The organism is Castellaniella caeni NBRC 101664 (assembly GCF_001592225.1).
In the GTDB taxonomy this organism is placed as follows: domain Bacteria; phylum Pseudomonadota; class Gammaproteobacteria; order Burkholderiales; family Burkholderiaceae_B; genus Castellaniella; species Castellaniella caeni.
Map to the genome: position 1 here is coordinate 62457 of NZ_BCWN01000013.1, position 25959 is coordinate 88415.

Annotated in this window: 25 protein-coding genes; 13 read left to right on the forward strand and 12 right to left on the reverse strand. The window is 67.0% G+C overall.

Annotated features, from left to right (window positions below):
* Positions 1 to 42 precede the first annotated feature (42 nt).
* Together CCA01S_RS09585 and waaC are read right to left on the reverse strand one after the other, a co-directional pair.
* Positions 43 to 1374, reverse strand: a complete 1332-nt coding sequence (locus CCA01S_RS09585) for a 3-deoxy-D-manno-octulosonic acid transferase (RefSeq protein WP_066457499.1) — start codon at positions 1372 to 1374, stop codon at positions 43 to 45.
* Positions 1375 to 2433 (reverse strand): lipopolysaccharide heptosyltransferase I, encoded by a 1059-nt coding sequence (gene waaC, locus CCA01S_RS09590; RefSeq protein WP_084386660.1) that lies wholly within the window; start codon positions 2431 to 2433, stop codon positions 1375 to 1377. It abuts the gene before it with no gap.
* A 208-nt stretch (positions 2434 to 2641) separates the two neighbouring features.
* Here waaC and CCA01S_RS09595 point away from each other — a divergent pair, with 208 nt between their 5' ends.
* Positions 2642 to 3163 (forward strand): gamma carbonic anhydrase family protein, encoded by a 522-nt coding sequence (locus tag CCA01S_RS09595; protein ID WP_066457502.1) that lies wholly within the window; start codon positions 2642 to 2644, stop codon positions 3161 to 3163.
* Positions 3164 to 3166: 3 nt separating this feature from the next.
* Here the strand turns inward: CCA01S_RS09595 and CCA01S_RS09600 are convergent, their stop codons facing one another.
* The 4 genes from CCA01S_RS09600 to CCA01S_RS09615 all read right to left on the reverse strand — a co-directional run bounded on the left by CCA01S_RS09600 (position 3167) and on the right by CCA01S_RS09615 (position 7673).
* A complete protein-coding gene (locus CCA01S_RS09600; protein WP_066457505.1) occupies positions 3167 to 4276 on the reverse strand; it encodes a glycosyltransferase family 4 protein in 1110 nt (369 codons plus the stop codon).
* Positions 4277 to 4351: 75 nt separating this feature from the next.
* Entirely contained in the window at positions 4352 to 5716 is a 1365-nt protein-coding gene (gene glmU, locus CCA01S_RS09605) for a bifunctional UDP-N-acetylglucosamine diphosphorylase/glucosamine-1-phosphate N-acetyltransferase GlmU (RefSeq protein WP_066457507.1), read from the reverse strand.
* Positions 5717 to 5878: 162 nt separating this feature from the next.
* On the reverse strand, positions 5879 to 6721 hold the full coding sequence (locus CCA01S_RS09610) for a PhaM family polyhydroxyalkanoate granule multifunctional regulatory protein (protein WP_066457508.1): 843 nt from the start codon (positions 6719 to 6721) through the stop codon (positions 5879 to 5881).
* A 130-nt stretch (positions 6722 to 6851) separates the two neighbouring features.
* On the reverse strand, positions 6852 to 7673 hold the full coding sequence (locus CCA01S_RS09615) for an NUDIX hydrolase (protein WP_066457510.1): 822 nt from the start codon (positions 7671 to 7673) through the stop codon (positions 6852 to 6854).
* 254 nt (positions 7674 to 7927) lie between these two features.
* Here CCA01S_RS09615 and coxB point away from each other — a divergent pair, with 254 nt between their 5' ends.
* From coxB to CCA01S_RS09635, 5 genes are all read left to right on the forward strand, one after another.
* Positions 7928 to 9088 (forward strand): cytochrome c oxidase subunit II, encoded by a 1161-nt coding sequence (gene coxB, locus CCA01S_RS09620; protein ID WP_066457513.1) that lies wholly within the window; start codon positions 7928 to 7930, stop codon positions 9086 to 9088.
* A gap of 96 nt (positions 9089 to 9184) precedes the next feature.
* Positions 9185 to 10789: a cytochrome c oxidase subunit I gene (gene ctaD / locus CCA01S_RS09625; protein ID WP_066457515.1), complete on the forward strand. Its 1605-nt coding sequence runs from the start codon at positions 9185 to 9187 to the stop codon at positions 10787 to 10789.
* Between the two features lie 4 nt (positions 10790 to 10793).
* The gene (locus CCA01S_RS16305) at positions 10794 to 10949 is read left to right on the forward strand and encodes a cytochrome oxidase small assembly protein (RefSeq protein ID WP_180984174.1); all 156 of its coding nucleotides are present in this window, start codon (positions 10794 to 10796) and stop codon (positions 10947 to 10949) included.
* Positions 10946 to 11137: a DUF2970 domain-containing protein gene (locus CCA01S_RS09630; protein WP_066457517.1), complete on the forward strand. Its 192-nt coding sequence runs from the start codon at positions 10946 to 10948 to the stop codon at positions 11135 to 11137. Before CCA01S_RS16305 ends, CCA01S_RS09630 begins: the two co-directional genes overlap by 4 nt.
* A 25-nt stretch (positions 11138 to 11162) precedes the next feature.
* Positions 11163 to 12038 carry a cytochrome c oxidase subunit 3 gene (locus tag CCA01S_RS09635; protein ID WP_066457520.1) on the forward strand — a complete coding sequence of 292 codons (876 nt, stop codon included), beginning with the start codon at positions 11163 to 11165 and terminating at the stop codon, positions 12036 to 12038.
* 54 nt (positions 12039 to 12092) lie between these two features.
* Here the strand turns inward: CCA01S_RS09635 and CCA01S_RS09640 are convergent, their stop codons facing one another.
* Positions 12093 to 12305 carry a twin transmembrane helix small protein gene (locus tag CCA01S_RS09640; protein WP_066457523.1) on the reverse strand — a complete coding sequence of 71 codons (213 nt, stop codon included), beginning with the start codon at positions 12303 to 12305 and terminating at the stop codon, positions 12093 to 12095.
* Between the two features lie 112 nt (positions 12306 to 12417).
* Between CCA01S_RS09640 and CCA01S_RS09645 the strand changes: the two genes are divergently transcribed.
* Genes CCA01S_RS09645 through CCA01S_RS09665 form a run of 5 tightly spaced genes read left to right on the forward strand, consistent with a single transcriptional unit; the run spans position 12418 to position 16693 of the window.
* Complete coding sequence (locus tag CCA01S_RS09645; RefSeq protein ID WP_066457525.1) at positions 12418 to 13356, forward strand: SURF1 family protein; 939 nt, start codon at positions 12418 to 12420, stop codon at positions 13354 to 13356.
* Entirely contained in the window at positions 13353 to 13970 is a 618-nt protein-coding gene (locus CCA01S_RS09650; protein ID WP_066457528.1) for an SCO family protein, read from the forward strand. Before CCA01S_RS09645 ends, CCA01S_RS09650 begins: the two co-directional genes overlap by 4 nt.
* A 12-nt stretch (positions 13971 to 13982) precedes the next feature.
* Positions 13983 to 15149 carry a COX15/CtaA family protein gene (locus CCA01S_RS09655; RefSeq protein ID WP_084386656.1) on the forward strand — a complete coding sequence of 389 codons (1167 nt, stop codon included), beginning with the start codon at positions 13983 to 13985 and terminating at the stop codon, positions 15147 to 15149.
* Positions 15150 to 15153: 4 nt separating this feature from the next.
* Positions 15154 to 16062 (forward strand): heme o synthase, encoded by a 909-nt coding sequence (gene cyoE, locus CCA01S_RS09660; protein WP_066457530.1) that lies wholly within the window; start codon positions 15154 to 15156, stop codon positions 16060 to 16062.
* Positions 16063 to 16078: 16 nt separating this feature from the next.
* Positions 16079 to 16693: an SCO family protein gene (locus tag CCA01S_RS09665; protein ID WP_066457532.1), complete on the forward strand. Its 615-nt coding sequence runs from the start codon at positions 16079 to 16081 to the stop codon at positions 16691 to 16693.
* On the opposite strand, the gene CCA01S_RS09670 is transcribed toward CCA01S_RS09665, so the two are convergent.
* Complete coding sequence (locus CCA01S_RS09670; protein ID WP_084386657.1) at positions 16674 to 19331, reverse strand: cation:proton antiporter; 2658 nt, start codon at positions 19329 to 19331, stop codon at positions 16674 to 16676. The genes CCA01S_RS09665 and CCA01S_RS09670 overlap by 20 nt on opposite strands.
* A 71-nt stretch (positions 19332 to 19402) precedes the next feature.
* Between CCA01S_RS09670 and CCA01S_RS09675 the strand changes: the two genes are divergently transcribed.
* On the forward strand, positions 19403 to 20110 hold the full coding sequence (locus CCA01S_RS09675; protein ID WP_084386658.1) for a BglII/BstYI family type II restriction endonuclease: 708 nt from the start codon (positions 19403 to 19405) through the stop codon (positions 20108 to 20110).
* Here CCA01S_RS09675 and CCA01S_RS09680 read toward each other — a convergent pair.
* On the reverse strand, positions 20092 to 20964 hold the full coding sequence (locus CCA01S_RS09680; protein ID WP_066457535.1) for an MT-A70 family methyltransferase: 873 nt from the start codon (positions 20962 to 20964) through the stop codon (positions 20092 to 20094). The genes CCA01S_RS09675 and CCA01S_RS09680 overlap by 19 nt on opposite strands.
* A 300-nt stretch (positions 20965 to 21264) precedes the next feature.
* Between CCA01S_RS09680 and CCA01S_RS09685 the strand changes: the two genes are divergently transcribed.
* Positions 21265 to 21735, forward strand: coding sequence for a hypothetical protein (locus CCA01S_RS09685; protein ID WP_146030657.1), 471 nt, complete (start codon positions 21265 to 21267; stop codon positions 21733 to 21735).
* A 451-nt stretch (positions 21736 to 22186) separates the two neighbouring features.
* On the opposite strand, the gene rpoH is transcribed toward CCA01S_RS09685, so the two are convergent.
* The 3 genes from rpoH to aspS form a co-directional block, all read right to left on the reverse strand.
* Entirely contained in the window at positions 22187 to 23092 is a 906-nt protein-coding gene (gene rpoH / locus CCA01S_RS09690) for an RNA polymerase sigma factor RpoH (protein ID WP_066457538.1), read from the reverse strand.
* Positions 23093 to 23288: 196 nt separating this feature from the next.
* Positions 23289 to 24143: an endonuclease/exonuclease/phosphatase family protein gene (locus CCA01S_RS09695; RefSeq protein WP_066457540.1), complete on the reverse strand. Its 855-nt coding sequence runs from the start codon at positions 24141 to 24143 to the stop codon at positions 23289 to 23291.
* A 15-nt stretch (positions 24144 to 24158) separates the two neighbouring features.
* Complete coding sequence (aspS, locus tag CCA01S_RS09700; RefSeq protein WP_066457544.1) at positions 24159 to 25949, reverse strand: aspartate--tRNA ligase; 1791 nt, start codon at positions 25947 to 25949, stop codon at positions 24159 to 24161.
* Positions 25950 to 25959 lie beyond the last annotated feature (10 nt).

The following is a 25959-nucleotide window of genomic DNA, read 5'->3' on the forward strand; positions in this document are numbered from 1 at the left end:
CAGCGCACCCAGGCGACACAACGCCCGGAAGGGATGGATCCATCACGCCTCGCGCCGCAGCAGCGCCTCGATGCCGTTGACCACGCGCGCCACGGCGCCCGCGTGCTCGCCCACCCAGTGGCGGCCCGCCGCGCCCATGCGCGTCAGCGTGGCCGGCTCTTCCAGCCATTGCGACGCCTGGCGCACGGCGCGCTCGGGGTCGTCGGCCCGGGCTACCGCCCCCGCCGCCAGCGCATCGGCCACGGCCTGCTCGAAATTGGCCGTATGCGGCCCGACGATGACGGGACAGCCCAGGGCGCTGGCCTCGATGAAATTCTGCCCGCCCAGCGGCGCGAAACTGCCGCCCACGATGGCCACCTGGCTGGCCGCGTAATACCAGGGCATTTCGCCCAAGGTATCGCCCAGCAGCACTTGCGCCTGCGCGCAGGCCGCCAGCGCCGAGCGGCTGCCGTCGCCCAGGCCGCGCAGCTGTGAACGGCGCACCAGCGCGAGCCCGGCAGCCTGCAGCTGGGCGGCGGCGGCCTCGAAACGCTGGGGGTGGCGAGGAATCAGCATGAACAGCACGGGCCGGTGGGCCGCCACCCCGCAGGCTGCGTCACGCGCCAACTGGCGCCGGATGGCGGCAATGAAGCGCGCATCTTCGCCCTCGCGCGTGCTGGCAATGGCCACCACCCGGCGCCCCAGTGCGGCGTTGAACGCGCGCCCGCGCGCCGCCAGGGCGGCATCGAGCCGGACGTCGAACTTGAAATTGCCCGAGACGCTGACCGGCTGCGCCCCCAACCGTTCGAGCCGCTGCGCATCGGCCAGGGACTGCGCATAGGTATGGGTGATCGCCCCGTAGGTGGTACGCATCAGGCTGCCCAGGCGCAGGGTGCTGCGCAGTGACGCGGCGGACAAGCGGGCGCTGGCCAGGATCAGCGGCAGATGGGCGCAGCGCGCGGCGTGCACCAGATTAGGCCACAGTTCGCGCTCGACGAGCACGCCCAGCGCCGGCCGATAGTGCCGCAGAAAGCGCCGCACGGCCCAGGGAAAGTCGTAGGGCAGCCAGGCCTGCCGCAGACGCCCGGCGGCGATGTCCGCCGCATAGGCGCGCTGGCCTTCGGCCCAGCCGGTGGCCGTCAGGTGCGTGAGCAGCACCCGGTGCCCACGATCGAGCAAGGCACGCAGCAAGGGATGCGCGGCACGCGTCTCGCCCAGGCTCACGGCATGCACCCAGATGGCGCCCGGCGCCACGGCGGCCTCGGCATAGCGGCCAAAGCGGCTGGCACCCAGCACCGCCCAGCGCCCGCCCGCGCGGCGCGCGCGCAGGCCCATCCAGGCCAGCAGCAAGGGTGACAGCAGCACCAGCAGCGCGGAATACAGCCAGCGGCTCACTCAGGCTCCTGGCCGCGGGTCGGCGCAGGCCTGTCTTGCCTGCGGCCCGTCGGCGTGGGGCGCGCCCGGCGGCAGCAGGGAAACCCCCGGCGCCGACTCGTTGCGAGCCGCATCCAGCGCCGAATCGATGGCCGCCATCACCTGCCCGGCATCCGGCTCTTGGCCGCGCTCGCCCAGGCTGGCGGTATAGGCCGCCCCCTGCAGGGGCGTGCGCACCGGCGTGGACGCCTTGTAGATGCCGATGGTGGGACGCCCCAGCCCGGCGCTCAGGTGCGTCAGGCCACTGTCGAGCCCCACCATGAGCCGGGCGCGCGCCAGATGTTCGGCCACCTGGCGCAAGCTCAACCGGGGCAAAACCTGGGCATTGTCCCGCCCCTGAATCAGGGCCTGTGCCCGGGCGCGCTCGGCCTCGTTGCCTGCCAGCAGCTGCAAGCCCAGGCCTTGCGCCTGCAGGTGGTCGAACACCTGCCGCCAGTGCCCGGTCGGCCAGAGCTTGTCGTCGCGGCTGGCCGAAGGCATGATGAGCGCCACGGGCTGGACGGCCACCCCGTCCGTGAAGGCCTGCAAGCCGAAGTCGGGCGCCCCGTCCAGCGCATAGCCGAAGGCGGCGGCGGCCAGCGTGCGCTGGCGGACGATGGCCGGCTGCCAGAATTCGACCCGGTGCTTGACGTCGTAGAACAGCGAGGCCAGCGGCTCGCGCGCGGATTTCCAGTCCAGGCCGTGGCGCACGCCGCGCGCCTGGCGCACCAGCCACACCGATTTCAGCAGCGCCTGCATGTCGAGAATGACGTCGTACTGGCGCGCGGCGAGGTCGGCCCGCAAGGCGGCCCGCTCGCGGCGCGTCTGCGCATCCCACCAATGCTTGCGCCAGCGCCGGTGCGCCACGCGGATGACCTCGTGCACCGCCGGGTGCCACGAGGGAATCTCGGCAAAGGCCTCTTCGGCGATCCAGTCGATCTGTGCGTCGGGCACGTGCCGCGCGATGTCAGTCATGGCGGGCAGCATGTGCACCAGATCGCCCAGCGAGGACGTGCGGACAATGAGAATGCGGGTGGTCATGGCGCGATTATAGGGCGGCATCTGCCCGAATCAGGGCCCTGATTCGAGCGTTTTCACGTACACCCCACCACGACCATCGTCTCCACACATCGGCGCAGTACCGGTGCCGCAGCGGCTTGTAGGCGCCCGAACGCGGCTGGTAACCTTGTCAAGACATCAACCAGGGGCGCCCGGGCAGCCGGAGCCGCTCCAGTCGGAGACCGCACCCATGACCTGCTACGCCCTCGGGGATCTCACCCCCCACATCGACCCCTCCGCCTTCGTGGCGCGCGAAGCCACGATCATCGGCGCGGCCACCCTGCAGCCCGGCGCCAGCGTCTGGCCGGGCGCCGTCATCCGCGCCGACAACGAACCCATCATCATCGGCGAGCACTCCAACGTACAAGAAGGCGCCGTGCTGCACGTCGATGCGGGCAAGCCGCTCACGGTGGGTCGGCAGGTCACCATCGGCCACCAGGCCATGCTGCACGGCTGCACCGTCGAAGACGGCGCCCTCATCGGCATCCAGGCCGTGGTGCTCAATGGCGCCGTCATCGGCCGCCACAGTCTGGTGGGGGCCGGCGCCCTGGTCACCGAGGGCAAGGTGTTTCCCGAACGCTCGCTCATCCTGGGCTCGCCCGCCAAGGTGGTGCGCACACTCAGCGACGACGAAGTGGCCGGGCTCGAACGCAGCGCCGAAGACTACGCCGCCCGCGCCGCGCGCTACAAAGAAACGTTGCGCGCGCTATAAGGCTCAGGCGCCCAGGCGCCGGTACAGCTGCTCGTAGGCCGCCACCATGGCGGGCACTGAATACACCTGCTGCGCGCGCCCCTGGGCGCGCAGCGCCATGGCGCGCGCAGGCGCGGGGTGGCGCAGCACCCAGCGGATACGCCGCGCCAGCGCCGCCGCATCGCCCACCGGCACCAGCAGGCCGCAGTCGGGCGCCAGAACCTCGGCGTGGCCGCCCGCGTCGGTCGCCACCACCGGCAGGCCCGCCAGGCAGGCGTCCAGCACGCTGGTGCCCAGCGCCTCGAAACGCGAGCTGCTGGCGTACACATCGGCCAGCGCCAGAAAATCGGCCACGTGCGCCTGGAACCCGGCGAAAACGTAGTGAGCCCGCAGGCCCAGCTGCCGCACGCGCGCTCGCGCCACCTCGGCGGCCGCACCGTCGGCGCCGCAGTGCAGGCAGACGATGCCCGGGTATTCGCCCCGCAGTTGCGCCACCGCCTCGATGAGGGTGAGCGGGTCTTTCTCGGGGCTGAGCGCCGCCGCCGTCACCAGCACCGGGCCCACCACCGCGTCGGCATCCTCGGCGGCCATGGACTCGCCGGGTGCCGCCCGCCACGGGCCGTGCAGCCCGAATCGTGCGCGCAGCTGCGCGACCCGGGCGGGGTCGGCGGCCACCGCCTGTACCGCGCTGGGGATGACCGCCACGGGCAGACCCAGCGCCCGGGGGGCCGCCGCGGCGGCCTGACTGATGGCCACCAGGGCGTCGGCGCGCGACCATTTCCAGCGCTGGCGCCGGGCCTTGCCGGGCGCGTCGAAGGCTGTGCGCCGGGTAAAGACCAGGGCGGCGCGCAAGGCGGGCCGCAGCAGCGCCAGCAGGCTCATGGTCTGCGCCGTCTGGGCGTGGATGACATCGAAGCGGCGGCGCCGCGCCAGCAGCGCGCGCACGAGCGCCGGGCTGCCCACGCAGGCCAGCACCGGAATGCCCGCCGCCTGCGCGCGCTGCGCCAGCGGCCCGCCCGCGCGCGCGGCCAGCGCGACCTCGTGCCCCGCAGCCTGCAGACCCTGCAGGGTAAAGAGCGTCTGGCGCTCGCCACCGCGCCAGCCACGTTCAAGGTTCAGATGAAGAATGCGCATCACAGCACACGCGTCACGACAAGGCCATGCGCGTGCTGGCGGTGGCGAGCCACCTGCGCCCGATCGAGCATCACCTTACTTGCGCACGGGGCGCTTCCAGCCCGGCACCGTCTGCTGGCGCGGACGCGACAAGGTGAGTTCGCCCGCCGGCGCATCGCGCGTGAGCGTGGTGCCCGCCCCCAGCGTGGCCCCCTGGCCCACGCGCACCGGCGCCACCAGCTGGGTGTCCGAGCCGATGAAGGCATCGTCTTCGATCACGGTCTGGAACTTGTTGACGCCGTCGTAGTTGCAGGTGATGGTGCCCGCCCCCACGTTGACGCGCTCGCCGATGAGCGCATCGCCCAGATAAGCCAGGTGATTGGCCTTGGAGCCGCGCCCCAGGCGGGTTTTCTTGAGTTCGACGAAATTGCCCACGTGAGCCTCGGGGCCCACATCGGCCCCCGGGCGCAGGCGCGCATAGGGCCCGATGCGGGCGGCATCGCCCACCTGGGCGCCCTCGACGTGCGAAAAGGCATCGAGCACCGTGCCCGCGCCAATGCGCGCATCGCGCAGCACGCAATGCGGCCCCACGCGCACGCCATCGGCCAGCTGTACGGTGCCCTCGAACACGCAGCCCACGTCGATGAAGACATCGCGCCCGCAGGTCAGGCTGCCGCGCAGGTCGAAGCGGGCCGGATCGGCCAGCGTGACGCCCTGTTCGAGCAGACAGCGGGCCTGTTCGCCCTGCCAGATGCGTTCCAGCTGGGCCTGCTGCACGCGGCTGTTGACCCCCAGCGTTTCCCAGTGGGCCGCAGGCTGGGCATGCGCCACCGGCGTGCCCTCGCGCACCGCCAGGCCGACGATGTCGGTGAGGTAGTATTCGCCCTGCGCATTGCGGTTGTCGATCTGCCCCAGCCAGCGCCGCAAGGCGGCAGTCGGCGCCGCCAGAATGCCGGTGTTGACTTCGCGGATGGCGCGCTCGGCATCATCGGCATCCTTGTGCTCGACGACGCGCACCACCTGCCCGGCGGCATTGCGCACGATGCGGCCATAGCCGCTGGGGTCATCCAACGTTTCGGTCAGCAGCGCCAGGCCCTGGCCGCGCGCCTGCAGCAAAGCCTGCAAGGTGCCCGCCTGCACCAGCGGCACGTCGCCATACAGCACCAGCGAGGTATCGTCGGCGTCGCCCTCGAGCAGCAGAGGCAGCGCCTGCATCACGGCGTGACCCGTGCCCTGCTGCGGCTGCTGCAGGGCGAAGTGCAAGTCTTGCCCCGCATACGCCTGCTGCACGCGCTGGGCGCCGTGCCCCACCACCACCACGATGCGCTCAGGCGCGAGGGCGCGGGCGGCGGCCAGCACGTGGCTGAGCATGGGCTGGCCCGCGATGGGATGCAGCACTTTGGGCAGGTCGGACTGCATGCGCTTGCCCAGACCGGCCGCGAGAATGATGACGTTCAGCATAAGAGAGAATGAAGAGAAGGAAGAAGCAATCAAGACGACAAGATGATGGCCCCCAGACGCGACCATGAAGCGGTGCCCGGGGGCCGAAGTAACCCTTGCCCCGCTGCGCAAGCAACACGGGCTGCGCAGCGGGGCAGCATCCCTGGTTTACAAAGAAGACAGTCAAGCATCGGCGGGCTTGCGCGCCGCGCGTCGCGGCGCTGCGCTGGCCGCCTTGGCACCTGCCCGGGCCTTGGTGGCTGCCGCCCCCGTCGCCTTGCTTGCCGTGGTGGCCTTGCCGGCAGCCGACTTGGCAGCGACGCCCCGGGGCGTTGCGGATTTGGCGGCAGGTTTGCCTGCGGACGCCTTGCGCGTACCACCCGCAACTGACGCGCCCGGCATCGTCGAGGCCACGTCGGCGGCGGCCTCGGTGGCCGACGAAGCGGCCTGCACCGCAGCCGCCTGGGCCGCCTCGGTGGCATCGGCCATGCTGCTCAGGCTGGCCGCCGTGGCCTCGCGCAGCTGTTCGAACTGCTGTTGCACCAGGTGCCACCATTCGCCCGCAGCCTGGGCATATGCTTGCCCTGCCTGCCCGGAAGCGGCAGAGGCAGACGCGTCTGTCGCCCCCGACGCAGCGGGTTCTGCCGGGCCCGCGCCCGTTGTCCGCGCCGACGGGCGGCTGGCAGCCGCCTTGGTGGCCGGAGCGGCTTCGGGAAATACGCCGCCCGCAAACGACTGCAAGGTCTTGAAGGTGCTGCGCTGGATTTCGAGCCCCTGGATGGTGTTGGCCAGCATCGTGGCATTGAGCTGCAGCCAGTTCTGCACAGTTTGCAGCTCGCGGATGCGACGATCGAGGTCGTCGAGCGACATGGGCGGCATGACGGGGCCGTCCATGCGCCCCGCCCCCGCCAGGTTTTGCCAGGCCTGGCGCATCATGTCGAGCCCGGCAAACAGGGGGTTATGCGCCGCATCGCCTTGTTGACCAAAGCCTGGCAGCACGAAAGGATTGGCAGAATCTTGTGTCATGGTCTTCCCCCAGCCGGCACCAGCGCCGGCATCGATGTGATGAAAGCATATCCCGCCCACGCCGCGCCCGCTTGCCGCAAGCCTGGATTCTTGCCGCGCCCGCCCGCGGGCAAGCCCGCAAGACATGACGCTAGGCCCACAGGCGATGCCGCAAGGAATCGAGCACGCAGAGTTCGGCTTCGAGCGTGAAGGCGCCTTGCGTCAGCATGGCCCACAATTCTGGCATGTTCACACAGCGGAATTCCAGTACCTCGCCATCGAGGTTGGCGGGCACGACCCCGGCGTCGAGCACGCAGTCGCTGACGCTGACGGTCTCGACCTGATAGCCGTCGGGCAGGCGGCGGTGCATGCGCACCACGGTGCGCAAGGGGTCGTGATTGGCCAGGTTGACCGCTTCGAGGCCGGCTTCTTCGTGGGATTCGCGCAACAGGGCGGTGGCGAGGTCTTCGCCCGCCGCCACCAGGCCGCCGGACAAGGTATCCCAGAGACCGGGATCGGTGGATTTGTCGAGCGCACGGCGCGCCACCCACAGGCGGCCATCGGCCGACCAGCCGTTGAGGTGCACCGCATAGGTGAGCAGCCCCAGGGCGCGCACGGCGCCGCGTTCGATGCGCGCCAGGCGCCGCCCTTCGGCTTCGACGTCGAGCAGTTCGTTGCGCCAGCTGCGGATGAAACCGGCGGCCTGCAAGGTGTGTGCAATGTCGGCCAGCACGGCGTCGAGACTCAGCCGGGCCGCGGGGGCCGCGGTGAGGTGCGCGGCCTCGGCTTCGGCGCGCACCCCCGGGTGGTGGGCGATGGCGTCGAGCGCGGCGGGTGATATCCAGCCCCCGACCCGGCCCGCGATCGTGACCGGACGCGCGCCCGCAGGCGGCAGCTGCTGGGCGCGACGCACCAGGCGCGCGCTGCGCGCCGTCAAATCATCCAGGGTAAAGACCGCTGTGGAAGCATCCATCGGAGCATTGTAGTGGAAGCCCGCGCGGGATAGGGGGAAACCCGTGAAGGCCCCAGGAACCGCCTGAAACACGCCTGTACAAGCGGAAAGCTATGGCTATAATCGTTTCAAGCTTATAAGGACGTCGCAGGCTGAAGCTACCGCGATTCATTGTAGGGCCTGACGATGCCACCCTGTGTGTGTGGCCAGAAAATCCCTCGTGTTTGTTTGACGAAGGTCAACTCGCCATGCAAACACTCCTACCGAGGGACGACATGAAGATGGTCAGAGGGTTGTTGGGCATACTTGCAATGGCATGGGTCACGGTCGCCACGGCGGCTGTCCAGGACGTCCCTGGGGGGCCTGCGGTCGATCAGCTGAACGTCACGCCGGGGGTCACCCCCATCTCGCAGGACATTCACGCGCTGCACTGGATGATCATGATCGTCTGTACGATCATCTTCATCGGCGTGTTCGGCACCATGCTCTATTCCATCGTCCGGCACCGCAAGTCGCGCGGCTACAAGGCCGCCAAGTTCGACGAAAACCTCACCATCGAACTCACCTGGACGATCGTCCCCTTTCTCATCATCGTCGGCATGGCCATCCCCGCCAGCCGCACGGTGGTAGCCATGAAAGACACCACCGGGGCCGATCTCACCATCAAGGCCACGGGCTACCAGTGGAAATGGGGCTACGAATACCTCGATGGCCCGGCCACCGGGGTGCATTTCCTCTCCAACCTGGCCACGCCGCAAGAACAGATCGACGGCCTGGCGCCCAAAAGCAACACCTACCTGCTCGAAGTAGACCGCCCGCTGGTCGTGCCGGTCGATAAAAAGGTGCGCGTCGTGCTCACCGCCGCCGACGTCATCCACGCGTGGATGGTGCCCGATTTCGGCGTCAAGCAAGACGCGGTGCCCGGTTACTTGCGTGACACCTGGTTTCGCGCTGACAAACCCGGTATCTACCGCGGCCAGTGCGCCGAACTCTGCGGCAAGAACCACGCCTACATGCCCATCGTAGTCGAGGTCAAAACCGCCGAAGACTACGCCCAGTGGGCGCAGCAGCAAAAGGCCACCATGGCGGCCGCCACGGTCGACCCCAACAAGGTCTGGACCAAAGACGAACTCATCGCCAAGGGCAAAGAAGTCTTTACCAGCAACTGCGTGGCCTGCCACCAGGCCAACGGCCAGGGCATCCCCGGCACCTTCCCGGCGCTCAATGGCGACACCAAGTTCGTGCTGGCGCCCATGAAAGGGCAGATTCTCACTGAACTCAACGGGCATCCGGGCACGGCCATGGCCGCCTTCCGCGACCAGCTCGATGACGTCCAGCTGGCCGCCGTCATCACCTATACCCGCAACGCCTGGGACAATGCGGGCAAGGGGCCAGACCCCGTGGTGCAACCGGCTGACGTCAAGGCGCTGCGCTAGGCCCCGCGCCCGCTTCAGCCCCTGGGCCTTGCAGCAAGCACACCCTTTATTTCATCGTGCCGCGCCCCACGCGGCACGACCCGGCAGGAGACACACATGAGCAGCGTCACGGTCGATCAAATCCCACCCACCACCGGGCACGACGAACACGCCCACCCCGTGCCCACCGGCTGGCGGCGCTGGGTCTTTGCGACCAACCACAAAGACATCGGCACGATGTACCTCATCTTCGCCTTCTGCATGCTGCTCGAGGGCGGCACGCTGGCCCTGCTGTTGCGCACCGAACTCTTCGAACCCGGCATCCAGTTCTTCGAGCCCCAGCTGTTCAATCAGTTCACCACCATGCACGGGCTCATCATGATCTTCGGCGCCATCATGCCGGCCTTCGTGGGCTTCGCCAACTGGATGATCCCGCTGCAGGTGGGGGCTTCGGACATGGCCTTTGCGCGCATGAACAACTTCAGCTTCTGGCTGCTGCCCGTGGGCGCCATCCTGCTCACTTCGTCGTTCTTCGTGCCCGGCGGCGCCAACGCCTCGGGCTGGACGATGTACGCGCCGCTGTCGCTGCAGATGGGCCCGGGCATGGACTTCGCCATCTTCGCCATCCACATCATGGGCGCCTCGTCCATCATGGGGGCGATCAACATCATCGTCACCATCCTCAACATGCGCGCGCCGGGCATGACGCTGATGAAGATGCCGCTGTTCTGCTGGTCGTGGCTGGTCACGGCCTACCTGCTGCTGGCGGTGATGCCGGTGCTCGCCGCCGCCGTCACCATGCTGCTCACTGACCGCCACTTCGGCACGCACTTCTTCAATGCCGCGGGCGGCGGCGACCCGGTGCTCTACCAGCACGTGTTCTGGTTCTTCGGGCACCCCGAGGTCTACATCATGATCCTGCCGGCCTTCGGCATCGTCTCGCAGATCATCCCCACCTTCGCCCGTAAGCGCCTGTTCGGCTACTCGTCGATGGTGTACGCCATCTGCGCCATCGCCATCCTGTCCTTCCTGGTGTGGGCGCACCACATGTTCGCCACCGGCATGCCGGTCACGGCGCAGCTGTTCTTCATGTACGCCACCATGCTCATCTCCATCCCCACGGGGGTCAAGGTGTTCAACTGGACGGCCACCATGTGGCGCGGCTCACTGTCCTTCGAGACCCCCATGCTGTTTGCCATCGGCTTCATCTTCGTGTTCACCGTGGGCGGCTTCACGGGCCTGGTCACGGCCATCGTGCCAATCGACATCCAGGTGCATGACACCTATTACGTGGTGGCGCACTTCCACTACGTGCTGGTGGCCGGCTCGCTCTTCGCCCTCTTCGGCGCGGCCTACTACTGGCTGCCGAAATGGTCGGGCCACATGTACGACGAACGCCTGGGCCAGCTGCACTTCTGGAGCAGCATGATTTCCTTCAACGTGGCCTTCTTCCCCATGCACTTCCTGGGGCTGGCGGGCATGCCGCGCCGCTACGCCGACTACGCCGCCCAGTTCACCACCTTCCACCAGGTGGCCACCATCGGCGCCTTCTGGTTCGGCATCACCCAGTTGCTGTTCATCTACATCGTCATCAAGACGGTGCGCAGCACGGGCCCCACCGTGGCCGCCTGCCCCTGGGAAGGCGCCGAAGGCCTCGAATGGACGGTGCCTTCGCCCGCCCCTTACCACACCTTCGTCAACCCGCCCAAATACGAGGGCTGATCCCATGAAAACATCATCCACCCCAACGCCACCTCCCTCCGGGCTCACCCCCGAACAGCGCCGCCGCAACGTGCGCACCGGCCTGCTGCTGGCCGCCTTCGCCGTGGCCGTGCTGGTCTGGACACTGGTACGCGCCACGCTCTACGGGGTCGTTTCTTGAATGAGCCCGGCAACTTCTGGCGCTCGGTACGTACCGTGGCCTGGGCTTTTCTGGGCCTGCGCAAGCGTTCGGGCCACGACGACGATCTCGCGCGCATCGGCCCGGCGCACGTGATCGTGGCAGGTTTGCTGGGTGGGCTGGTATTTGTATTGCTGCTGTTGCTGGCGGTGCAGCTGGTGACCGCCTGACAAGACTGGAACAGAGGAGAACACCATGACCGCCGCACACACTGCGTCCATCAGCAAGGCCCCGTACTACTACGTCCCGCCGCACTCGGCGCACCCCATCCGCGGCAGCCTCAGCATGCTGGCCACGCTCGTCGGGGCGGCCCTGTGGGTCAACGACTATGCCATCGGCCCCTGGCTGTGCTGCGCCGGCATCCTGTGCATGTTCGTCGTGCTGTTCGGCTGGTTTGGCGACGCCATCCGCGAATCCGAAGGCGGCATGAACAGCAAGAACATCGACCACTCCTACCGCTGGGGCATGACCTGGTTCATTTTTTCCGAGGTGATGTTCTTCGGGGCCTTCTTCGGTTCATTGTGGTACACCCGCGACGTCTCCACCCCCTGGCTCAGCAACCTCGATACGCAAACCCTGCTGTGGCCGGGGTTTGCCGGCACCTGGCCCAACTTCGGCCCGGCGGGCACCATCGCGCCCTTCAAGTCGGTGGGGCCCTTCTGGCTGCCCACCATCAACACGGCCCTGCTGCTCAGTTCGGCGCTCACGCTCACCATCGCCCACCACGCGCTGCGGGCGGCACGGCGCCCCAAGGCCATTTTCTGGCTGGCCGTCACCATCATCCTGGGCTTCACCTTCGTGGGCTGCCAGGCCTACGAATACCACCACGCCTACACCGAACTCAATCTGCGCTTCACCTCGGGGGCCTTTGGCGCGCTCTTTTACATGCTCACGGGTTTTCACGGCTTTCACGTCATCCTGGGCGCCACCATGCTCACGGTGATCTGGCTACGGCTGGTGCGCGGCCACTTCACGCCCGAACACCACTTCGGCTTCGAAGGGGCCGCCTGGTACTGGCACTTCGTGGACGTGGTCTGGCTGGGCCTGTATATCTTCGTGTACTGGGTGTAGGCCGTTGACCGGGGGTGGCCTTTGCCTGGCGACAAGTGGGCATGGGCCGACGCCTCAGCCCACCGCCAGAGGCACCCCGCCCGGATTGATCCACCCCAGCCAATGCGCCAGCAGCAGAAACAGAAACAAGGCGATCGACAGGCCCACCCGCCAGGTCAGCGCCCAGGCCGTGCGACTGCTGCGCCCCTGATCCTGCAGCAGAAACAGCAGGGCCGAGGCCAGGCTGGCCACGATCGCCAGAAACAGGATGACAATCAGCACTTTCATGGATTTCTCCGGTGGCACGTCCGGTTCACACTCAAGCAGCCTAGCACCACAGGCCGTGCCTCGTGCGCCCAGGCGCCTCCCGAATAACCCTCATTTCAGGCTTCAAGTATCCATGCAGACGCGGCACCCGAATCCCAGCATCAAGGCCATCCTGGCCTTGGTGTTGCTGGTGCTGCTGGGGGCCGTGTGCATTGCCGCGGGCCAGTGGCAGTTGCGCCGGGCCCACGCCCGCGAGGCCGTGCAGGCCGCCCAGCAGGCGGGGCGCCAGGCGCCGCCCCTCACGCTCGATGCCCGGCAGCGCAGCGGACCGGACTGGCACCCGGCCCAGGCGCGCGGCCAGTGGCTCAACCAGTACACGGTGCTGATCGACAACCGCAACCTCGACGGCCAGCCCGGCTTCTGGGTGGCCACGCCGCTGGCGCTGCAGGCGCAGGCCTCCCGCGTCGGCACCGGTTCACGGGGCAACCGCCAGTCGACGGCCCTGCTGGTCTTGCGCGGCTGGGTGGCACGTCCACTGCCGCCAGCCACGCTGCCCACCGTCGAGGCCGCCAGCGGGCCCGTTCAAGTACGCGGCACACTGCTGGCGCAAGTGCCCCGGCTCTTTGATCTGGGCAGCATCACCGGACACCCGGACGACCAGCTGCCCAAACCGTTCCCGCCCGCAACCACGTCTCAGCCGAGCACACCCCAATCGGCGGCTTCGCAGCCCGGCACGCATCAGTCGTCCCCACCCCAGGCTGCCACGCCCTCGCCTGCCGCCGCCCAGTCCGCCGAGCGCCTGCCTCGGGTGCAGAACCTGAGCCTGGACACACTGGCGGCAGCCTCGGGGCTGGATCTGCTGCCCGTCGTGCTCGAACAGGCCCCCACGCAAGACGCCGGGCTTATCCAGCGCTGGCCCGGGCCGTCGTTGAACGCCAGCCAGAACTACAACTACGCCCTGCAATGGTTCAGCTTCGCCGCCATCGCCCTGGGGGCCGCCGCCATCACGCTCTGGCGCGTCCTGCGGCGCCGCCGCAACCCCTCACTTTCAACCCCGAAGGCCCAGCCATGACCCTGACGACCACCGCCTCCCGCCCCCGCTCGATCGCCCCCGTCATCGCCATCTTCATCATCTGCGTGGCCCCCCTCGTCTTCGCCCTGCTGGCGTATTACGTCCCCGCACTGGGGCTGCGGCCCGCCGCGCATACCCAATACGGGCAGCTCATCGAACCCCAGCGGGCCATCCCCGAGCACCTGCCGCTGCGCGACCTCGGCGGCCAGCCCGTCGATCTGAACCAGTTCAAGGGGCGATGGCTGCTCATCAGCACCGGGCCCGGCGCCTGCCCGGAAACCTGCGTCAAGGGCCTGTTCGTGCTGCGCAACTCGCACGCCAGCCAGGGCAAGAACGTCACGCGGCTCGAACGCCTCCTGTTCGTGACGGACGACGCGCCCATCGCCCCCGTGGTGGCCGAGGCCTACCAGGGCACGCACGTCCTGCGCGCCGATCCGGCCTCCCTGGCCGCCTGGCTGGCGCCCGGGGCGCAAGACCCTGCCGCCACGCTGGCCCGCGGGCTGTGGATCGTCGACCCGCTGGGCCACCTGATGATGGTGTTTCCCGATGCCGAACGCCCCGAAGCCGTGCGCGACGACATCCGCGCACTGCTGAAGAATTCCCGCATCGGCTGAGGGCCAGCCGCCATGCCAGCCACCAACCGCCCCGCACCTGCCCTGCCGACCACAAATGCAGCCCGGCACGCGGCGCCGTCCACGCGCGCCTATCGCCGCCTGGTGTTTCTGGCCTGGTTTCTCACGCTCGACCTCATCATGTTCGGCGCCTTCGTGCGGCTCACGGATTCCGGCCTGGGCTGCCCCGACTGGCCGGGCTGCTACGGCCACCTCAGCCCGCTGGGGGCGCACGACGCCATCCGCCAGGCGCTCGAAGCCATGCCCTACGGCCCCGTCAGCGCCTTCCAGGCCTGGATCGAGATGATCCACCGCTACGCTGGCGCCCTGCTGGGCCTGCTGATCATCGGCTTTACCGTGCTCGCCTGGCGCCTGCGGCGCACGCTGGGCCACGGCCCGGCGCTCGCCACCGCCATCGTCGGGCTCGTCTGCCTGCAAGGGGCGTTTGGCGCCTGGACGGTGACCCACCGGCTCATGCCACTGGTGGTCACGACGCACCTGGTGCTGGGCATGAGCCTGCTGGCCTGCATGACCTGGCTGGCGGCACGCGAAAAGCCGCATGCCCCAGTGCCTGCGGCGGCCGCCTCGGGGCGCGCCTGGATGGCGCTGGGCCTGGCGGTGCTGTTCGCCCAGCTGGCCCTGGGCGGCTGGGTGAGCACCAATTACGCCGCCCTGGCCTGCATGGACTTCCCCACCTGCCATGGCCGCTGGCTGCCACCCATGGATTTCCAGAACGGCTACGCCCTGCTGCGCGGCCTGGGCGCCCAGGCCTCGGGCGAACTCATCACGCAAGACGCGCTCACGGCCATCCACTGGACGCACCGCAATTTCGCCCTCGTCGTGCTGGCCCTGCTGGGCGGGCTGGCCTGGCGCTGGTGCCGCACGCCCGGGCTGCAAGGGCCCGCGCGCTTGCTGCTGGCCTTGCTGGGGCTGCAGCTCGTCACCGGCCTGACCACGATCTTTTTCGAGTGGCCGCTGTTCATTGCCGTGCTGCACAACGGCGGCGCGGCCGGCCTGGTGCTGGTAAGCGTCACCCTGCTGTGGCGCCTGGCGCAGGCGGGCAAGACCCCGCCCCTGGCGCAAGCAGGCAAGGCCTCGGCTCCGTCGCGCCAGCCCCCTTCAGGGCTTACCCCAAACAGGGAAACCCCCAGGCGGCAAGCGCTGGCAAGCCGCCTAGAATGAATCCATGACCACTGCCGCCGCCACCCACCATCCCTCCTTGCTGCGCCAGTACCTGGCGCTCACCAAGCCGCGCGTCACGCAGCTGGCGGTGTTCTGTGCGGTCATCGGCATGTTCCTGGCCGTGCCCGGCCTGCCCGACCTGGGCCGCGCCGCGCTGGCCACCCTGGGCATCTGGCTGCTGGCGGCTGCCGCCTTTTCGGTCAACTGCCTCATCGAACGCGAAACCGACGCCCGCATGCTGCGCACCGCGCGGCGCGCCACGGCTTCGGGCGAAATCTCCCCGCCGCAGGTGCTGCTCATGGCGGGGGTGCTGGGCGGCGCGGGCATGCTCGTCCTGTACTGGGGCGTCAACGCGCTCACCATGTGGCTCACCTTCGCCTCCTTCGTCGGCTACGCGCTCATCTACACCGCCATCCTCAAGCCGCTCACCCCGCAGAACATCGTCATCGGCGGGCTCTCGGGCGCCATGCCCCCGGCCCTGGGCTGGGCCGCCATGGCCGACGCCGTGCCCGCCGAAGCCTGGGTGCTGGTACTCATCATCTTCATCTGGACGCCGCCCCACTTCTGGGCGCTGGCCCTGTACCGCCACCACGAATACGAAAAATCCGGCCTGCCCATGCTGCCGGTCACCCACGGGCAGAACTTCACCCAGCTGCACGTGTTGCTCTACAGCGTCGCCCTGTTCGCCGCCTCGCTGCTGCCCTTCGTCATCCGCATGAGCGGTGTGGCTTATCTGCTGGCCGCCTGCGCCCTCAGCGGCAAGTTCGTCTGGCAAGCCTTTGACCTATATCGACACTATTCAGACGCCCGAGCGCGTAAACTGTTCTGGTATTCGATTCTGTACCTGGCGCTGCTTTTTGCCGCGCTGCTGCTGGATCACTGGGTGGGCCTGATCCTGATGCCCGCTCCCTGACCCCAATAGGTTGAGCATGTCTGTTTCATTTTCCGCGGCGCGCCGCAGCCTGCTGGTCGGCGCACTGGCCGCCACGCCCCTGGTGCTGCTGGGCTGCACCTCCAAAGCGGCCGAGCCGCTTCCCTTCGAAGGCAACGACATCAGTGGCTCGCACCTGGGGCGCGACTTGTCCATGGTCGATACCACGGGCCAGTTGCGCACCCTGGCCGATTTCAAAGGCAAGGTGCTGCTGGTGTTTTTCGGCTACACCCAGTGCCCTGACGTCTGCCCCACGGCCATGGCACAGGCCGCCCAGGCGCTCGAACTGCTGGGCAAGCAGGCCAAAGACGTGCAGGTCATCATGATCTCGGTCGACCCGGCGCGCGACACGCCCACGGTGCTGAAAGCCTACGTGCAGGCCTTCGACCCCTCGTTCATCGGCCTCACCGGCACGCCCGAACAACTGGACAAGACCGCCCGTTCGTTCAAGGCGTTCTACGCCAAAGAACCGGGCCCCACGCCCGAGCAATACGCCATGAACCACTCGGCGGCCTTCTACCTGATGGATCAGTCCGGCGAGGCGCGCGCCCTGCTGGGGCCTTCGCTCACGCCGGAAGACATGGCGCACGACATCAAGTTGCTGCTGGCCTGACGTCCTCGGCGGGGGCTGCTTCTGGCGCATGCGTCACCATGCCCGCAGAAGCCCCGGCGGCGGACACCGCCTCGGCATGCTGCGCCAACGCATCCACCGACGCCAGCAGGTGATCCAGCCGGGGCAGCGGCTCGTGCTGGCGCTCGCCTGACTCAAACTGCTGCCACACCTCGACGGCACGCAGGCGCTGGCGCACGACGGTGTCGATTTTTTCACGCAGCTCGGGAAACTTGTCCAGCAACTTCTTGAAGTCTTTTTCCTGCAGCATCAGCAGGCGGCTGTAGCCCAGCGAGCGCGCCCGCGCCTGGAAATCGTGATTCATGACCAGGGCCATCTCGCCGAAAATCTGGCCGCTGCCCAGCTCGGCGGTGGTGCCATCGGGCAAATCCAGCACCACGGCACCCGAGGCCACAAAGTACATGGCGCGGCTACGGCCCACCTGGGTGGGGATATCCTGGCCGGGCACCACCAGGCGCGGCTTGAGCACGCGGCAGATGGCGGCCATCGTGACCTCGTCCAGCCCCTCGAAAAGGCTGACGCGCGGCACCAGCGTGGCCGCGGTCATGGTGATGTCGAGCGCACCGTGCTTTTCCAGCGGCCCCCAGCGCATGTCCACCTGCTGGATGAGGTCGGAATAGGTTTCCCCGCTGATGAGGTTCTGCGTCAGCATGTCGCGGTAGCGCATGCGCTCCATCGAGCGGGCCATGCGCGCCAGATAGGCCTCTTGCAGGTGCAGGGCGTAGCTGGGGTACTGCAGCGCCATGGCCTGCAGGGCGCTTTCCAGCAAGGTCAGGCGTCGCTGGTGGGCGGCGACGATCAGGTCGGTGACTTCGGCCCCCAGCAGCGGCTGCACGTCGGTGCGCGCAAAGCGGATCAGGCGGCGCGCCACGGCCCACTTGCACATCAGGTTGGTGAAGCGCTGGGCCAGCTCGCGCCCCAGCCAGAAGGGCCGCCCTGTCAGGTGGTGCAGGCGCAGGGCCAGGCGCATGCTGTTGGAATAGCGCAGGTCGCCCTCGATGGCCGATTCAAACCCTTCGATACCGCCAGCGCGCACGGCGTCTTCCAGGCGCTCGGCGCGCGCCAGCAAGGATTCGGCCGTGCGCCAGTCCACCACCTGGGCCTTGAGGGTTTCAAAGAACATTTCCTCTTCGCGCCCCGCCAGAATCCCCATGCCCACGGCCACTTTCTGCTCTTGCGTGAGCTGGTGCACCTGGGCGGTATCGATGCTGGTCTGGCTGGCGTCGAAGACGGCGTTGAGACGGTCGAGCACCTCCTGGCCGATGTGTTCGTTGCGCGCGATCTCGTCGATGCGCAGGCGCAAGGCCTCGAGTTCGACCACCTGGGCCTGGTCGCGCAAGGTGCGATCCACCGCCGAGAGCTGATTCAGGCCCAGGCGGGCGATCAGCGGACGCAGGGAGAGCCCGTTGATGAAGAGGGTCATGAGCACGAAGCCCGTGGTGGCCACAGCGATGAACTGACGCGCCTCGTGCGGCACAGCGGGCTGCTCGGTGACAGCCAGCGCCAGCGCCAGCGACACGGCGCCGCGCAGCCCACCCAGCAGCATCACGGCACGGTACGAGCGGCTGACCCGGGTGCTCAGATGCAAGCGCCCCAGCAGCGGCAGCAGCCCGTAGACGATGACCGCGCGCGCGATCAGCGTGACGATGAACACCACCAGGATGAGCAATACTTCCATCCAGGTGATTTCAGCCATCATGCGCGGGATGAGCATGGCGGCAAACAGGAAGATGAGCGAATTGGCCCAGAAACCAAACTGTGACCAGGCCCCTTCCAGCTGCTCGAAGGTGGTGGGCGACATGCGCGTGCGCCCCGTGGATCCCACGACCAGCCCGGCGATGACGGTGGCCACCACGCCCGAGACACCCAGATAATGTTCGGCGACGAAAAAGGTGAGATAAGCCACGGCCACCGTCAGGGTGACTTCCGCCGCGGGCCAGCCGCGCAGCCAGCGGAAAAGCGCCGTGGCGATCCAGCCCATGGCGTAGCCCGCCAGGCCGCCGCCCAGGAAACTGACGAGAAAGCTGCGCGCCACTTCAGTGACGGAAAGTTCGTCGCCGGTAAACAGCATGCTGAGCAGCACGGAATACAGGGCGATGGACGCGGCGTCGTTGAACAACGCTTCGCCCTCGACCAGGGTGGACAGCCGCCGGGGGGCACCCACCTCTTGAAAGATACCCACCACCGCAACCGGGTCGGTGGTGGCGACGATGGCCCCGAGCATCAGGCACACCACCAGACCATAAGGCGAGATGGCCGCCAGCGAAAAGCCCACGGCCACGGTGCACACGACCACGGCGACGATGGCCATGACCAGGATGGGGCTGATGTCGTCCAGCAGGCGGCGGATGTTGGTGGCCAGCGCCGTCTCGAACAGCAGCACGGGCAGAAACACGAAGAGAAAGGTTTCCGACGAGATATCGAAGTGCTGCAGGGAATCCAGGAAGTCGGCCACCACGCCCGGCGCCCAGCCATGCACGTGGATGATGACGCCCAGCACAAAGCCGACGATGGCCAGCAGCACCGAATAGGGCAAACGCAGCCGCCCGGCCAGCGGCGGCATGAAGGAGATCAGGGCCAGCAACCCGGACAGACCAAAGACCAGGAGGCCTATTTTCATGATCGGAACATATCAGCAAAAACGCGTCAGCTATTATGTTACAGGCCCGCCCCTCTTGTCTGAAAGCAGATATGTACGAAACCCATACTTACGACAATCCAATCATCCTGCCGCCCGCCGTGCGCGAGCGGTGGGCGTTTCTGGAAACCAGCTCAGCTTGCGCCGTGCTGCACGCCGTCTGCCCCGAAGAGTGGCAGGACATCACCGACGTGTTGGGGCAATTCTCATTGGCCCCAACTTCCTGGCTCAAACGAGGCGGTAACCGCGGGGCGATCGCACGGCAGGTTGACGACCTGTTTGGCCAACGCGGCTGGCGAGAAACCCGGATTGACCTGGAAACCCATGGGATTCTGTTGAACAGGGGCAATACCGAACTCACCCGGCTGCCGCCGTTGCATCAGGAAGGCTACCTGGTGGACAACTTCAAAGGCCGTGTTGCGCTCGACGTCGAATGGAACGCCAAAGACGGCAATCTGGATCGCGATCTCTCAGCCTACCGGGCCTGGCACGAAGCGGGGGTCATCTCGGCCGCTGTCCTCATCACGCAAGACCGGCAATCATTGAAACCGCTGGCAGAGCGACTGTGGGCCTGCCATCAGGCGCAGCTGCCCGACTCAGACCGCACGCCTTTGCCCATTGATGTCAACACCTCGACCACCACCAACCTGGAAAAGGCCCTATTGCGCGTACGGCGCGGCGTCATGGGAACTTGCCCATTGCTGGTGGTCGCCGCCAATGAGAAGACCTGGAACGGACAGGCTTATTCTGTGCCGGACTGAAAAAGATCCAGTGTCGTATCGTTTGCCGCCCGGCCACGGGCACGCAGTGGCGTGGCGGCCAGCTCGAGCAGCGACCGCACGCGCTGAATGGAATAACCAGTGCTCGCCGCCAGCTGGCGAATGCTGCGCCCCGCTTGATACTGCTGGCGCAGCGCCTGGCCCAAGGCCTGAGCCCGCTCTGGCGACAGATGCTCGCTGGGCATCAGGGCGGGCAAAATGGCCCCCCCCTGATAACCCTTGTGAACGACACCTTGCGGCACGACCTCTTCGGCAGACTCATCTCCCCAGACAGTCCAGCCAGCTCGCGGGTAACGTGCAAACAATTCCAGATAAGCGCCCGGCGAACACGCCTCGATGAGTTCGTACTGTTCGTCTGGTTTACGAGAATGCTCGCGCTTGCGCGTTTCGATCATGTTGACCTGTGAGCGCCCCGGCGACAAAGTACGCATCGAACCGCGCACCCCAAAGAGCAGCAACTCGGTGACGTTACGAAAATAAAACCCCACGCCTCGGCCGTCAGGGCCGCCATCTTTGCGCCGCTTGGCCCAAACGATGTTGCTCACATAGCGAAATCCCCAATCGCGCATGACCTCCAGCCCCTCTGGCAGCAGCGCATTGGGCACCCACAAATACAGGTGGGCCGCAGGGGCCAGCACTTGACTGACCGGCAATGCCTTGATTTCTTCCAAGGACAGGGTGCCATAGCGACCTAATCGGCGATGTTCCGGCGCGACCTTTCCGGTGCGATTCGTAAAACGCCAGGGAGGATCGGCCAGCACGGTCGAGAACCCGCCCGCCACACGAGGCAGCGGCGCGATGGCGACGGATGAAGCGCGGTCAGGTGATTTTTCCATGATTGAAGGATTCTATCACGATAGATCTTATTAAAGATCTTTGGACGAGCATACAGACGACACGTGCGATGCCTACCCAATCTACACGGCATCGTGCTGTCCGGCGAGCGCGGCCAGGACATCTGGATCACACAGCGGGCAGACCTTTGGCGCATAGCCCCGCGCCACGCCTGCGGCTAGCATCCCCTCGCAGTTTGCTCGCCGCGCGGATTCGTCAGGCACGAAATGGCACGTAGATCATTTGTTAAAATATGGCATATTTATTGTTAAACTTCCGTCAAACTCAGGGAGCGCTTTGCCATGAGTCATACCATCGATTCTACGACCGCACGCCGCATGGCCGAGGCAGGCACCATCCGAGGCGTATCCATCATCGGCCAGCCAGGAGGCTGGTCTGTGATGATCAAGACGGGCCTGCTCGAAAAGCCCCTGGGCGGCACCAAGGCAGACAAGCCACGAACTTGGCGCAGCCTCGATACGCTCACAGCGTACCTGCGCAAAGATTTCTCCATCGTGCGCATCGACGAGGTTGATGCCACGCACTACAGCAGCGCCAACATACACCGTCCGGGGCGTCCTGATGCGGCCGCACGGCTGAAACGAGCCCACGAAGCCGCTGCTCATGAGGCGTGGTTCCACGCCCAGGTGGACGCTGGCATCAAGGAAGCCGACGACCCTGCCACGCAGTGGGTGAGCCATGAGGATGTCATGACGCGGCTTGCCAGGCGTCGCGCCCGCTATGCGGAGGATCTGAAGACGGGGGCCGCTTGAAGATTGAGTGGCTGCCAAGGGCAGAAAAGAACCTGGACGATCGGGCCAAAAGCGGGGCACCCGTGAATTGGTTGTCAGCAAGACGTCTCTGATCTTGGTCTACCGAGTACGTCCCAAGCTGGCCAGGGTCGAAATCATTCGTGTGCTGCACTCGTCGCAGCAGTGGCCGCCCGAAGAAAAAAAGCCAAAGGGATAGTCAGCGCGTGCGCCCTGGTCTGGCTCGGCGGTAAAAAAAAGGGATGCCGTGGAGGCATCCCGGGAACATCCGCTTCGATAGGGAGGGGAAGAGGAGAAGCTGAAGCGGACGACAAGATGACGCGACCAAAGGGTCGGGCGTTCATCCATGGAGTGTTAGTCCGACACGAGCGTAGAAAGTTCTGGTTTTGCCGCCAGAAAAATGCAACGAATGATGTCTGCACAAACCGAGGACGAAATCAATGAGGGTTCACACTTACGCCGCCAGCAGGTCGTCTTCGTGGCCCGCCAGGGCTTTTTTCAGCTTTTTGAGCGCGGCGGCTTCTACCTGGCGCACGCGTTCGGCCGAGATGCCGTATTGGGCGGCGAGTTCGTGCAGCGTAGCGCCGCCGTCGTCGGCCAGCCAGCGCGACTGGACGATGTGGCGCGAACGGTCGTCCAGGGTGTCGAGCGCGTCGGCCAGGCCCTGGCTTTGCAGGGTGTCCATGCCGCGGCGCGCCAGCACCTGGGCGGGTTCTTGGGTGTCGTCGGCCAGCCAGGCGATGGGCGCGAAGCGTTCGTCATCGTCGGCGGGGGCGTCGAGGCCGCAGTCGCCGCCCGACAGGCGTACTTCCATCTCGGAGACGTCTTCGGGGCGCACATCGAGTTCGCGGGCGATGTCGGACACCTGATCGGGAGCCAGGGTGTGGCCGTCGGGACGCATGCGGCGCAGGTTGAAGAACAGTTTGCGCTGCGCCTTGGTGGTGGCGATCTTGACCAGGCGCCAGTTACGCACGACGTATTCGTGGATTTCGGCGCGAATCCAGTGCACGGCAAAGGACACCAGCCGCACGCCACGGTCAGGGTCGAAGCGGCGCACGGCTTTCATCAGGCCGATGTTGCCTTCCTGGATGAGGTCGGCGTGCGCCAGGCCGTAGCCCAGGTATTGGCGGGCGATGGAGACGACGAGCCGCAGGTGCGAAAGAATGAGTTCGCGTGCGGCTTCGAGGTCGTTGTCGTCGCGCAGACGGCGGCCGAGTTCGTTTTCGCGTTCGGCCGTCAGCATGGGCAGGCGATTGACGGCGCTGATGTAAGCGTCGATAGTACCCAACGCCCCCGGGTTGGAGATGGCCTGCGCAAGCTGGGCCGGTGCCAACACCAGGGATGACGAAGTGTGGCTCATGGTGGCAATGTCCTCGGGGTGGTTCCTGGATGATCTTAGCACTCTATGGGCTCGAGTGCTAATTCCGGTACAACGTATGTTGGACGCCTTTGTTGATTGAAAGTTCCACACGACGGTGCCGGGCACAGCCGCACCCATGGACACCAAGAGAAACCCGACGACCAACGGCAACCTGGGCTTGCCGCGCCAAAACTGCCTACGGCAGTTCGAGCTCGGCCACCAGGGGGGCGTGGTCGGACAGCTTTTTCCAGGGCGCGCCGTGCAGCACGCGGGCGCGGCGCACGGCAAAGCCGCGCTGGTAGATGCGGTCGAGCCGCAGCCAGGGGAACATCGACGGGAACGTGCGCGGCGGCGGGGTCTCGCGCGCGCCATGGCCATTGGCGGACAGCGTGGGCAGCGGGCGCAGCATCTGGCCCGGAAACCAGGGCATGCGCTGGCGCAGCTGGGCCACGCGGTGGCGCAGGCGGTAGATTTCGTCCACGCCCTGGGGCGCGGCGGCAAAGACCTCGACCAGGCCCAGCTGCTCGACGAACAGCGGGGCCAGGCGGTTGGACCAGTCGTTGAAGTCGCCCGCGATGAGCAGGGGTTCGGAATCGGGCACCAGGCGGCGGATGCGCTCGACCAGCGCGTGTACCTGGCGCGAGCGCCCACCGGCAAACAGGCCCAGGTGCACCACCAGGCAGTGCACGTGGGCGCCGTCCACCTGGATGACACCATGCAGCAGGCCGCGCTGTTCGAGCCGGTGGTCGGAGATGTCCTGGTTCTCGTAATACAGGATGGGATAGCGCGACAGCAGCGCATTGCCGTGGTCGGTGGCGGCGCGTATGGCATTGCGCCCGTAGGCCGCCTGCATGTGCAAGGCGGCCGCCAGGGATTCGTGCTGGGCGTCGAGGCTGCCGTGGCGCTGGTTGCGGCCCTGCACTTCCTGCAGGAACAGGAGGTCGGGCCGCAGGCCGTAAAGGCCCAGCCGCAGGTCGGCCAGCGACTCGTGTCCACCCGAGGCCGATTTGCCCTTGTGGATGTTGTAGCTGACGACCCGCACGACGGACATGGCGGCCCCCCGACCTTATTTTGCCTCGGTCTGGCGCAGGCGGATGTGCAGCTCGCGCAGCTGCTTTTCGTCCACGGGCGACGGGGCATGCACCAGCAGGTCTTGCGCGCGCTGCGTCTTGGGGAAGGCAATGACGTCGCGGATGGATTCGGCCCCGGCCATGAGGGTGACCAGGCGATCCAGGCCGAAGGCCAGGCCGCCGTGCGGCGGTGCGCCGAACTGCAGGGCGTCCAGCAGGAAGCCGAACTTGGCCTGGGCTTCTTCTTCGTCGATCTTGAGCGCCTTGAAGACTTTGGTCTGCACGTCGGCGCGGTGGATACGTTCGGAACCGCCGCCGACTTCCCAGCCGTTCATGACCATGTCGTAGGCACGCGCCAGCGCCTTGCCCGGATCGGATTCGAGCAGGTCCTCGTGGCCCGCCTTGGGGCAGGTGAAGGGGTGGTGGGCCGCCGAGTAGCGGCCTTCGGCCTCGTCGTACTCGAACATGGGGAAATCGACCACCCACAGCGGCTGCCAGCCAGCCTCGAACAGGCCGTGGCTGCGGCCGAATTCGCTCAGGCCGATCTTCACGCGCAGGGCGCCGATGGCGTCGTTGACCACTTTGGTGCGATCGGCGCCAAAGAAGATGAGGTCGCCATTTTGCGCGCCCGTGCGCTGGATGAGGCCGCGCAGGGCATCGGCGTGGATGTTCTTGACGATGGGCGACTGCAGGCCTTCGGGGATGGCGGCGGCGTCATTGACCTTGATGTAGGCCAGGCCGCGCGCGCCGTAGATGCCCACGAACTGCGTGTAGGCGTCGATTTCGCTGCGCGGCATGGCGGCGCCGCCCGGCACGCGCAGGGCCACCACGCGGCAGGCCGGGTCTTTGGCGGGGCCGGCGAACACCTTGAAATCGACGTCCCGCATGAGGTCGGCCACGTCGGTGAATTCGAGCTTGACGCGCAGGTCGGGCTTGTCGGAGCCATAGCGGCGCATGGCCTCGCCCCAGCTCATGACCGGGAATTCGGGCAGGGCGACGTCCAGCACTTGCTGGTAGATTTCGCGCACCATGCCTTCGAAGATCTCGCGGATCTGCACTTCGTCGAGGAAGGAGGTTTCGCAATCGATCTGGGTGAATTCGGGCTGGCGGTCGGCGCGCAGGTCTTCGTCGCGGAAGCACTTGGTGATCTGGTAGTAGCGGTCGAAACCGGCCACCATCAGCATTTGCTTGAAGAGCTGCGGCGACTGCGGCAGAGCGAAGAATTCGCCCGGGTTCACGCGCGAGGGCACGAGGTAGTCGCGCGCGCCCTCGGGGGTGCTGCGCGTGAGCATGGGGGTTTCGATGTCGATGAAGCCCAGCTTGTCGAGGTAGTTGCGCGACACCATCGACACGCGGTAGCGCAGCATCAGGTTGCGCTGCATCTGCGGGCGGCGCAGGTCGAGCACACGATGCGTCAGGCGCGTGGTTTCCGACAGGTTGTCGTCATCCAGCTGGAACGGCGGCGTGACCGAGGGGTTGAGGATTTCGAGCTCGCGGCACAGGATTTCGACCTCGCCCGAGGTGAGGTCGGGGTTGCGGGTGCCTTCGGGGCGCAGACGCACCAGGCCGGTGATGCGCAGGCAGTATTCGTTGCGGATGCGCTCGGCGGTGGCAAAGGCGGTTTCATTGTCGGGATCGACCACGATCTGAGCCAGCCCTGCCCGATCGCGCAGATCGATGAAGATGACCCCGCCGTGGTCGCGGCGACGGTGAACCCAGCCAAACAGGGTGACGGTCTGGTCGAGATGGGCTTTGGACACCTCGCCGGTGTAGCAGGTACGGTTCAAGAAGGGCTCC